General features: G+C 37.9%; 7 protein-coding genes and 1 tRNA gene (1 of these 8 cut by a window edge). 7 read left to right on the top strand and 1 reads right to left on the bottom strand.

Features of this window, described 5'->3' with window-relative positions; genetic code table 11:
- The 7 genes from VBD025_RS01420 to tsaD form a co-directional block, all read left to right on the top strand.
- Positions 1–28, top strand: a tRNA-Asp gene (locus VBD025_RS01420); it begins 49 nt to the left of the window's first position.
- Positions 29–1,328: 1,300 nt separating this feature from the next.
- A complete protein-coding gene (gene ltrA / locus VBD025_RS01415) occupies positions 1,329–3,140 on the top strand; it encodes a group II intron reverse transcriptase/maturase (protein ID WP_430788610.1) in 1,812 nt (603 codons plus the stop codon).
- Between the two features lie 404 nt (positions 3,141–3,544).
- Complete coding sequence (thiL, locus tag VBD025_RS01410) at positions 3,545–4,540, top strand: thiamine-phosphate kinase (RefSeq protein ID WP_430788608.1); 996 nt, start codon at positions 3,545–3,547, stop codon at positions 4,538–4,540.
- Between the two features lie 9 nt (positions 4,541–4,549).
- Positions 4,550–5,005: a tRNA (adenosine(37)-N6)-threonylcarbamoyltransferase complex ATPase subunit type 1 TsaE gene (tsaE, locus tag VBD025_RS01405; RefSeq protein WP_430788606.1), complete on the top strand. Its 456-nt coding sequence runs from the start codon at positions 4,550–4,552 to the stop codon at positions 5,003–5,005.
- A gap of 33 nt (positions 5,006–5,038) precedes the next feature.
- Positions 5,039–5,746, top strand: a complete 708-nt coding sequence (tsaB, locus tag VBD025_RS01400) for a tRNA (adenosine(37)-N6)-threonylcarbamoyltransferase complex dimerization subunit type 1 TsaB (protein WP_430788604.1) — start codon at positions 5,039–5,041, stop codon at positions 5,744–5,746.
- Positions 5,739–6,188 (top strand): ribosomal protein S18-alanine N-acetyltransferase, encoded by a 450-nt coding sequence (rimI, locus tag VBD025_RS01395; RefSeq protein ID WP_430788602.1) that lies wholly within the window; start codon positions 5,739–5,741, stop codon positions 6,186–6,188. The genes tsaB and rimI overlap by 8 nt, the downstream gene beginning before the upstream one ends.
- Positions 6,185–7,207: a tRNA (adenosine(37)-N6)-threonylcarbamoyltransferase complex transferase subunit TsaD gene (gene tsaD, locus VBD025_RS01390; protein ID WP_430788600.1), complete on the top strand. Its 1,023-nt coding sequence runs from the start codon at positions 6,185–6,187 to the stop codon at positions 7,205–7,207. The genes rimI and tsaD overlap by 4 nt, the downstream gene beginning before the upstream one ends.
- Before the next feature lie 378 nt (positions 7,208–7,585).
- Here the strand turns inward: tsaD and VBD025_RS01385 are convergent, their stop codons facing one another.
- The gene (locus tag VBD025_RS01385) at positions 7,586–9,505 is read right to left on the bottom strand and encodes an ABC-F family ATP-binding cassette domain-containing protein (RefSeq protein WP_430788598.1); all 1,920 of its coding nucleotides are present in this window, start codon (positions 9,503–9,505) and stop codon (positions 7,586–7,588) included.
- Position 9,506 lies beyond the last annotated feature (1 nt).

The following is a 9,506-nucleotide window of genomic DNA, read 5'->3' as shown; positions in this document are numbered from 1 at the left end:
GCGGGTTCGAGTCCCGTCCGGACCGCCACTAATATAAATTCTCACACATGTTTTCATACAATGAAAGCATGTGTTTTTATTTGTCTTAAAACAAAAAACGTTACATTTACTTATATATAATTCATTCAACTTTCGCAGACTAAAATAAGTAGATGCCCCCTGAAATAGTTGAATAAGCCCAAGATACATTGAAACAAAATATATATACTGCGACGTAATTTTATAATTAAATTTGGTGCTCTTCGCTTGCTTGGCCACTAAACAAGGGTTAAATGTGGTACTAAATATGCGGATCTACGATCGCATCTTCGAATATACTTCGCTTTCCGCGGGCACGGCCTCAGCTTCCTCGGATAAGCAAAGAACGCTTTCCTGCGGGATCTTCAGCTCGCGCTGTTCCCGCAGGAGTCTTCGTATATTCGAAGATGCTAAGAAGGGTGAAATGTTAAAATTATAATATCTACTATCTATCTTTTCCGTGGTTTTGCATTTCCACCCACAGGAGTCTTGATGCATACGGGCTGCTAGTATAATAGTTGTTTCTATCAGAGTGCATTAGTTGTGCGAAATGTTCCTAGTTTAAATGGAGGATGGTTACATCTCTCAGGTAAAGGCTAGGCAATTCCTTGTGGAATTGAAGGATTATATCGAAGAATCAAATGAAGAGGTAACGCTCTGAAGGGTTCTCTCTAAGTCGATTAGCATTTGATTCAGTAAGAATGATAGTGTTAAGAGCTCGGTGAAAAGGCGTAAGAATTTGCCGTAATAGTTTAAATTTCTGACTGTCGAAAGCCTACCCGATGGGGAGGTGCAAATCATGATGCTTGAGTTGAATGGATATGGTGAGTATGCAAATAAACCTAAAAGAAAAAGGTTAAGCTGACAAACTTCTGAATGTACGGGTCTAAACGCACAGCACAATACACAGAAATGTGTATATCACCAAATGTGAGGTTAACTGTGGGTGAGTAAGACTAACTAATATGAAAATCCATGATATGTTAAAGGCGTATGAAGGTTAACAGGCTTACAGGAAGCACCTAAGTTCATTCTTTAATAGATATAATTCAACGTTGTAAACTGATAACATCGAGGACTTACTTCTGATGAAATGGTGATAAGGAAAGTCATAATGACAATAGTTATGGTATAACTTATTTTTGTATCAGTGAAAGTGGTGGTACGGTACCAATGAAGTGTCTAATCAACACAGAGGGGTAGCCACTAGACTAATGAAGAATCATTCAACCATGTAAGACAGATCTTTATCGGTTAATAAGGTTCTCGTGAGACTAAAAGAGGTTAACTCCGAAAGGGGTACCGACTTATTGAAACGGAAGAAACTGAGGCATAATGAGTATTACAATTTACAAGAGTGTTTCGATACTCTTTATGCTCGTAGTGTCAATGGTGAACAGTTTTATGGATTAATAGAATTGATGAGTTCTAATGAAAATATACGTCTCGCCTATCGAAATATCAAAAAAAACACTGGAAGTAAAACGGCAGGCACAGATAAGTTAACAATTAAAGATATTAGTCCTTTGTCAGTGGAAGATGTAGTAGTAAAGGTTCAAGAGATGTTTAAATTATATGAACCACAAAAAGTTAGACGTGTTTTGATTCCAAAAGCGAATGGTAAGAAACGACCTCTAGGAATCCCAACTATTTGGGATAGGATTTTTCAACAGTGCATTCTGCAAGTATTAGAACCTATTTGTGAAGCGAAGTTTTATAAGCATAGTTATGGATTCAGACCGAATAGAAGTACCCATCATGCGAAAGCAAGATTCGAATTTTTAATAAACCAATCTGGGCTTCACCATTGCATTGATGTTGATATTCGTGGTTTCTTTGATAATGTTAATCATAGTAAACTCTTAAAACAAATTTGGTCTTTAGGCATAAGAGATAGGTCATTAATCGCCATTATTTCAAAACTAATAAAAGCTCAAATTCATGGGGAAGGTGTACCAACTAAAGGAACACCGCAAGGTGGCATTCTATCTCCACTACTTTCAAATATCGTTTTAAATGAACTTGATTGGTGGATAAGTAATCAATGGGAAACTTTCACAACTGACTTTCAATACAAAACAAACGGGATTAAATATCAAGCACTAAAGAAGTCTGAACTAAAAGAATGCTATATTGTCCGCTATGCGGACGATTTCAAGGTATTATGTCGTACACGTTCACAAGCAATCAGAATGAACTACGCGATTAAAGACTTTTTGATGACTAGATTGCACCTTGAAACAAGCGAAGAAAAATCTAAGGTAATTAACCTAAAGAAAAATTCTTCCGAATTTCTCGGGTTTTGCATTAAAGCAGTAAGAAAGGGCAAAACGAGGTTTGGCTATGTAGCCAAGTCAGATATGTCTAAGAAAGCAAAGCTAAATGCTTCTAGTAAAGTAAAAGAAGCAATCAAAGCTGTTCAGAAACATCCTAGTAATCAAACAGTTTGGAATTTCAACACCATCGTTATGGGAATACAAAACTACTATTCAGCAGCCACTAGAATTACGATAAATCTTAATGAGTTAAACTCTTATCTACGAAAAACGATGTATAATCGCCTAAAGATTCTTAGAACAGACGCAGAATTTCATGAAATGACTAAGACATTACAAAAGAGGTATAAAGGATATAAATGTAAACTGTATAAGATACAAAACATGGTTTTTGTACCCCTTCATGCCCAAAAATATAAAACTAATTTATGCTTTACCCAGGATACGTGCAATTACACGACCGAAGGCAGAGTAAAGATACACCAAAGGTTAAAAGCCATAAGTAAAGATGTCTTATCTTACATCATGAAAAGTTTTATTCCAAATCGGACAATTGAATATAACGACAATCGAATAAGTAAATTTATCGCTCAGTATGGTAAGTGTGCCATTTCTGGAGTTGAACTAGGTCTAAGTGATTGGCATTGCCACCATAAGAATCCTTATCATCTTTCAAAAGATGATTCATTCTCAAATCTAGTAATACTGCATGAATCAGTCCACAGACTAGTACACATGAAAGATAATGATAATATCAAGGCATTAATGCAAATCTTAAATCTTTCCAAAAAGCAAATAGAAAAACTTAATGTATTTCGATTACAATGTCATAATCAAGCAGTTTGATTTCGAAGAAAGCAAAGTCAAATCTAAAATACATAAAATTGAATGAATTGGATTAGTTGGAACGCCGTATGCGGTGAAAGTCGCATGTACGGTGTGAACGGGGGGGAAAGGGAGCGATAACTTCAAACCCTTACCTATCCGTATGAAAGTAATAACAATAATGTATAGCTTTACCATCCAGGTGAGGGGAGGGCGGTGACTCCTTGAAAAAGAAAAGCACTTTTTCTTCGTGCTTTGAAAATAAACCTAAAGTTACGTCACAGTTTACATCAATTACAACAATCATCATCAGTAGCTCTGTGTAAAAGTAAAGTAAATTTTAATTAATTGTTTCCAACTAGTATTAAGCAGCAGTATTTTTTCCCTTTTGCCGTTGTTTTTGCTATCATGACTATAAGATAATTATGGATTATGCAAAAAAGGCTGGTGAAATTAGTTTGGATGAATTTTCTTTTATTCAATCAATAAAACAGGATACCTATAAACAGTCTTCTTTGATCAAAGGAATTGGAGACGATGCTGCCGTTTTTCGCCAGTCATCAAAGGATATTGTTGTAGCAGTGGACACATTTGTTGAGAATGTACATTTTTCCAAAAAAACGACTGAACCCAATCATGTAGGTCATCGAGTACTAGCAGCAAACATTAGCGATATAGCAGCAATGGGTGCTTCGCCTGCTTTTTATCTCGTTTCTATCGTTATTCCAAAGCATATTCCTGCAGAAGAAGTACGTGAAATTTTTACTGGAATGCGATTGTTAGCAGATAAATACGAAATGGATTTAATTGGAGGAGATACGGTCAGTGGACAGGAAATGTCAATCTCTGTAACAGTCATAGGTTATGTACCGCAAGCAAAGGCAAGATACCGCAGTGCTGCAAAAGAAGGTGATATCGTCTTTGTAACAGGCACACTTGGTGATTCACAGGCTGGCTTTCATGTATTGAATAATTTAGAACAATTTCAGGATGAGGCATACTATATCAATAAGCATCAAATGCCAATGCCGCAAATTGATTTTGCTCAACGAATGAACAGTATTGATCGATTAGCGTTAAATGATATAAGTGATGGCATTGGGAATGAAGCAGCAGAAATTGCTGAGGCATCACATGTAACGATCCATTTACTTGATGATAAACTTCCTACTGCCGCATCCTATTCACAATTCCCAAAAGAACTTCAAGACAAATGGAAGCTTTTTGGAGGGGAAGATTTTGAACTGGTAGGAACTGTTTCTCAAGAAAATTGGCCACTGGTACAAGAAGCCGCGGATTCTTGTGGAGTGGAAGTCACTGAAATTGGCTATGTAAGTCAATTCAAGAATAATTATGTTTATCTATATGTGAACAATGAACAAATCCCATTGAAAAAAGATGGGTATAACCATTTGAAATAGGTGAAAAAATTGAGTAAACACCAAATTGAAACACATACAGAAGAAGAAACAATAGCGCTAGCGTCCAGACTCGCTAATTTATTACGGCCAGGTGATGTAATCACACTGGAAGGAGATCTTGGAGCAGGAAAGACGACCTTCACAAAGGGTATTGCAATTGGACTCGGTGTTAAACGTGTTGTTAATAGTCCGACGTATACGATAGTAAAAGAATATGAAGGTGAGCTGCCACTCTACCATATGGATGTATATAGGCTGGAGGATTCGGATGAAGACATTGGATTCTCGGAATACTTTGAGGGTGCAGGTATATCTGTAGTAGAATGGGCACACTTTATTGAAGCGTATTTACCGGAAGAAAGGTTAGCGATAAAAATTAATTATATGCATGATCAAAAGCGTTTAATTGAATTTCATCCTGTCGGAAATCACTTTAAAAGACTAGTTACAACGCTTGTCGGATAAAGCATTTATATGAACAAATAAGGGGTACCGTACATGAATACACTTACAATAGATACATCTAATCAAGTTATGGGTATTGCCATTATTAAAGATGATATTTTAATAGGCGAACTTGTGACGAATATCAAAAAGAATCATTCCATCAGGCTTATGCCTGCTATCGTTCAATTAATGAACGACACCTCGATGAAACCAGACCAGCTGGATGAAATTGTTGTTGCAAAGGGACCTGGTTCATTTACTGGCGTAAGAATAGGGTTAGCTACAGCAAAAACGATGGCATGGTCGCTTGGAATCCCGATTAAAGGAGTCTCAAGCTTGGAGACACTGGCTTATCAGGGAAGCTTTTTTCCATCGTTTATCTGTCCGTTTTTTGATGCACGCAGAGGAATGGTATATACAGGGTTATACCAATGGAAAAATGGTCATATTGAGTTAATTGGTGAGGAAGTGAACCTCTCGATGAATGATTGGCTGGATTATTTGGTAAAAGAAGAAAGAGGAGTTTTGTTTTTAAGCCAGGATATCGCTTTATATCAACAAACCATTCAAGAAAAATTAGGTGAATTAGCTATTTTTCCCGAATCGACTTTTCATGTGGCAAAGCCTTCGCATTTAGCGTTAGCTGGTAAGGATAAAGTGGTGGAAGACACACATAACTTAACACCTAATTACTTGCGGCTGGTTGAAGCAGAAGCGAATTGGCTAAAAGCGCAGAAGGATGCGTCCACGAATGGCTGAGTTAGTAATACGGCCAATGGAACTGACTGACATAGGCTCGGTAATTGAAGTAGAAAAAGCTTCTTTTGACACGCCTTGGTCAGAAGACATATTTTATCAGGAAATTGTTAAAAATCAATTTGCGCATTATTTTATAACAGAAGTAGATAATCACGTTGTCGGATATGCTGGCATGTGGGTAGTAATAGATGATGCTCAAATTACCAATATAGCAATAATGCCTAGCTATCGCGGTTATAAGTTAGGTGAAAAGCTTTTCCAATTTACGATGCAGCAGGCAATTAAATTGGGCAGTAATCGGTTATCACTGGAAGTACGTGTTTCAAATATTATTGCACAGCGGATGTACCGTAAGTTTGGCCTTGTGCCAGGCGGCTTACGCAAGAACTATTATACGGATAATAAAGAGGATGCATTAGTAATGTGGGTGAATTTAAAATGAAAAATGAATCAATTGTTATAGGAATTGAAACGAGCTGTGATGAAACAGCTGTAGCTATCGTCAGGAATGGAACAGAGTTATTAGCTAACGTTGTAGCATCACAAATAGAGAGCCATAAACGATTTGGGGGAGTAGTACCTGAGATTGCTTCCAGACACCACGTAGAACAAATTACGATAGTTTTAGAAGAAGCGTTTACCGAGGCACAAGTTACTTGGGATCAGATCGATGCAATAACAGTTACAGAAGGGCCGGGACTTGTGGGTGCCCTGCTGGTAGGTGTAAATGCAGCAAAAGCTTTAGCGTTTGCTAAGCAGAAGCCGCTAGTAGGTGTTCATCATATTGCTGGGCATATTTATGCAAATCGTCTGGAGAAAGAATTTGAGTTTCCGCTGCTTTCGTTAGTCGTGTCTGGAGGTCATACCGAGCTTATACTGATGCGTGAGCATGGAAACTATGAAGTCATAGGAGAGACATTGGACGATGCAGCAGGTGAGGCGTATGACAAAGTAGCACGTATGCTAAAGCTGCCATATCCAGGTGGACCTTATATCGACCAACTTGCTGTGGAAGGGAACGAATCGATAGAGTTTCCACGTGCATGGTTAGATAAAGGAAGTTTTAACTTTAGTTTCAGTGGATTAAAGTCGGCAGTTATTAACACGATCCACAATGCTGAGCAACGTGGTGAAAAAATAATACCAGCAGATGTTGCAGCAAGTTTTCAGGCGAGTGTAGTGGAAGTGTTAACAGAAAAAACCTTCCAGGCTGCAGAGAAACATGGCGTCAAGCAAGTTATTGTTGCTGGAGGAGTTGCTGCGAATAAAGGTTTACGTGCAGCGCTTACGGAACGATTTTCAAAAACAGAAACGCCACTGCTTATCCCTCCGATCCATTTGTGCACGGATAATGCAGCTATGATTGCAGCTGCAGGAACCATAGCTTTTGAACAGGGAAAAAGATCCGATTGGGATTTAAATGCGAATCCATCCCTTATTTTAGCGGGTAAGAAAGTATAAATCCTTTCTTACCGCATAAGTGCAACTAAGGCTTTCGCCATTAAGACTTGGCGAAAAGCCAAGTTTTCTAAAAGTAGATGTTATTAACAACCCTGTGGATATAAATTTTAAAATCTTATCGGACTAATAATCGTAATGTGTATAAAACTGTGGATAAAGGCGGTTTTTCTTGTGGATAGTGTGTATAACTACATGAATATCAAGTAATTAAGCGATTAAACCAAATGAATGCCTGTGGATTACTTGTTAATTAAAAAAGGCTGATTCTGAATCTGCATAAAGCAGACTGAATCATCCTTTTATATTTGAGAGATAAGAAAGTATAGATCCTTTCTTACTGTATAAGTGCAGCTGTCCGGTTTAGGCGCAAATAAACTTCTATTCCTGCAGTTCTGTCCACTCTTCCATCAGTTGTTCAAGCGTTTGTTTAATTTCATTCGTTTCTTTTGTTAACGTTAATGCTTTCTCATGATCCTGAAAAACTTCTGGTTTCGTCATCTCTATTTCGAGGTCGGCTAATTGATTTTCCTGTTTCTCAATCTGGGATTCCAATTCATCTATACGACGTTTGGTTTTACGTTCTTCACGCTGTCTGTCTTTTTCTTCCCGGTAACTGAGTTTTTTGGAGTCTGATTGTATTACGTTTACTTGCTCCTGCAGTAATTGTTCCCGTTCTGCCTGTTCTTCTTTTTTAGCGATATAATAATCGTAGTCGCCTAAGTAATTTGTGACATGATCTGCCTGTATTTCAACTACTTGTTCAGCAATTTTGTTAATGAAATAACGGTCATGTGATACAAATATAATGGTTCCATTATAATCAAGCAACGCTGACTCCAATACTTCCTTACTGTCGATATCCAAGTGGTTGGTAGGTTCATCGAGTATAAGGAAATTAGCATTCAGCATCATTAATTTAGCCAGTGACAATCTGGCTTTTTCACCACCACTAAGCGCGGTTACCGGTTTTAAAACATCATCACCGGAAAATAAAAAGTTTCCTAAAATGGTTCGAATATCTTTTTCTTTTTCGTTTGGATAGTAGTCCCATAATTCATGAAGAACCGTGTTGTTCGGGTTAAGATTGGTTTGTTCCTGATCATAATAGCCAATTTCTACATTTGTACCAACTTGAATGGAGCCTGCACTTGGTTTGAATTGTCCTGTAATCATTTTCAGTAACGTCGTCTTTCCGATTCCGTTTGGTCCGACCAGCGCAATACTATCACCACGATTTACATGAACGTTCATCCCCTCAAACAGGTATTTATCGTGTTCGCTGTAACGAAAAGATAAATCATTTATTTTCAGGACATCATTACCGCTTCGTTTAGAAGACTGGAATGAAAAACTGGCGGAAGACTCATCGCCTTTTGGCCTGTCCAGTTTATCCATTTTCTCAAGTTTCTTTCTCCTGCTTTGTGCACGCTTCGTTGTCGATGCACGAACAATGTTACGCTGTACAAAATCCTCCAGCTGTTTAATTTCGGATTGCTGTTTTTCAAATTCCTTTAATTCCTGCTCATAATCAAGGGAACGTTGATCCAGATACTTACTGTAGGAACCATGGTACTTTCGGACTTTATGATAGGATATTTCATATACGATGGAAACGGTCTTATCAAGGAAATAACGGTCATGGGAAACAATTGTAACTGCACCTGGATAGCTTCCCAGATAGTTTTCAAGCCAACCCAATGTCTCAATGTCCAAATGGTTGGTAGGTTCATCCAGAATTAGAAGTGCGGGCTTTTGCAGCAGCAGTTTTCCTAATGCCAGTCTTGTTTTCTGCCCTCCGCTTAACGTGCTGATTGACGTTTGGTAGTCCGCTTCATGAAAATGAAGACCATTCAGGACGGATTTGATGGAGGATTCATATTGATATCCACCTTCCGTGATAAATGCCTGTTGTTTCGTATCATAATCTTTTAGCAGATTGACATAGTTCTCATCCGATAAACTGGATGCCTGTACCATATCTTTTTCAAGCTGCCTAAGTTCTTTTTCTTTTTTTAGTAAAGGATGGAATACTTCAAGCATTTCGTCCCAGATTGTTTTGGTAGATTCAAGCCCAGTGTGCTGTGACAAGTAGCCGATTGTAAGGTCCTTTGGCTTGTGCATAACACCTTCATCGTAAGAAAATTCCCCAGCCATAATTTTTAATAAGGTTGATTTTCCTGCACCATTTCTGCCGACAATAGCAATTCGATCCTGATCTTTAATTTCAAGCTTTATATTTGATAGAATTTTTTCTGCGCCAAATGACTTACTTATCTCATTTAATTGCATAATAATCATT

Source organism: Virgibacillus flavescens (genome assembly GCF_050574275.1).
Taxonomy (GTDB): domain Bacteria; phylum Bacillota; class Bacilli; order Bacillales; family Amphibacillaceae; genus Virgibacillus_F; species Virgibacillus_F flavescens.
This window is presented reverse-complemented; position numbering and strand designations above follow the sequence as displayed.

What these genes read in the sequence shown, in the direction of transcription:
- VBD025_RS01385 (WP_430788598.1), bottom strand. Translation starts at nt 9,505, where the DNA reads ATGATTATTATGCAATTAAATGAGATAAGTAAGTCATTTGGCGCAGAA.
- tsaD (WP_430788600.1), top strand. Translation starts at nt 6,185, where the DNA reads ATGAAAAATGAATCAATTGTTATAGGAATTGAAACGAGCTGTGATGAA.
- thiL (WP_430788608.1), top strand. Translation starts at nt 3,545, where the DNA reads ATGGATTATGCAAAAAAGGCTGGTGAAATTAGTTTGGATGAATTTTCT.
- rimI (WP_430788602.1), top strand. Translation starts at nt 5,739, where the DNA reads ATGGCTGAGTTAGTAATACGGCCAATGGAACTGACTGACATAGGCTCG.
- tsaB (WP_430788604.1), top strand. Translation starts at nt 5,039, where the DNA reads ATGAATACACTTACAATAGATACATCTAATCAAGTTATGGGTATTGCC.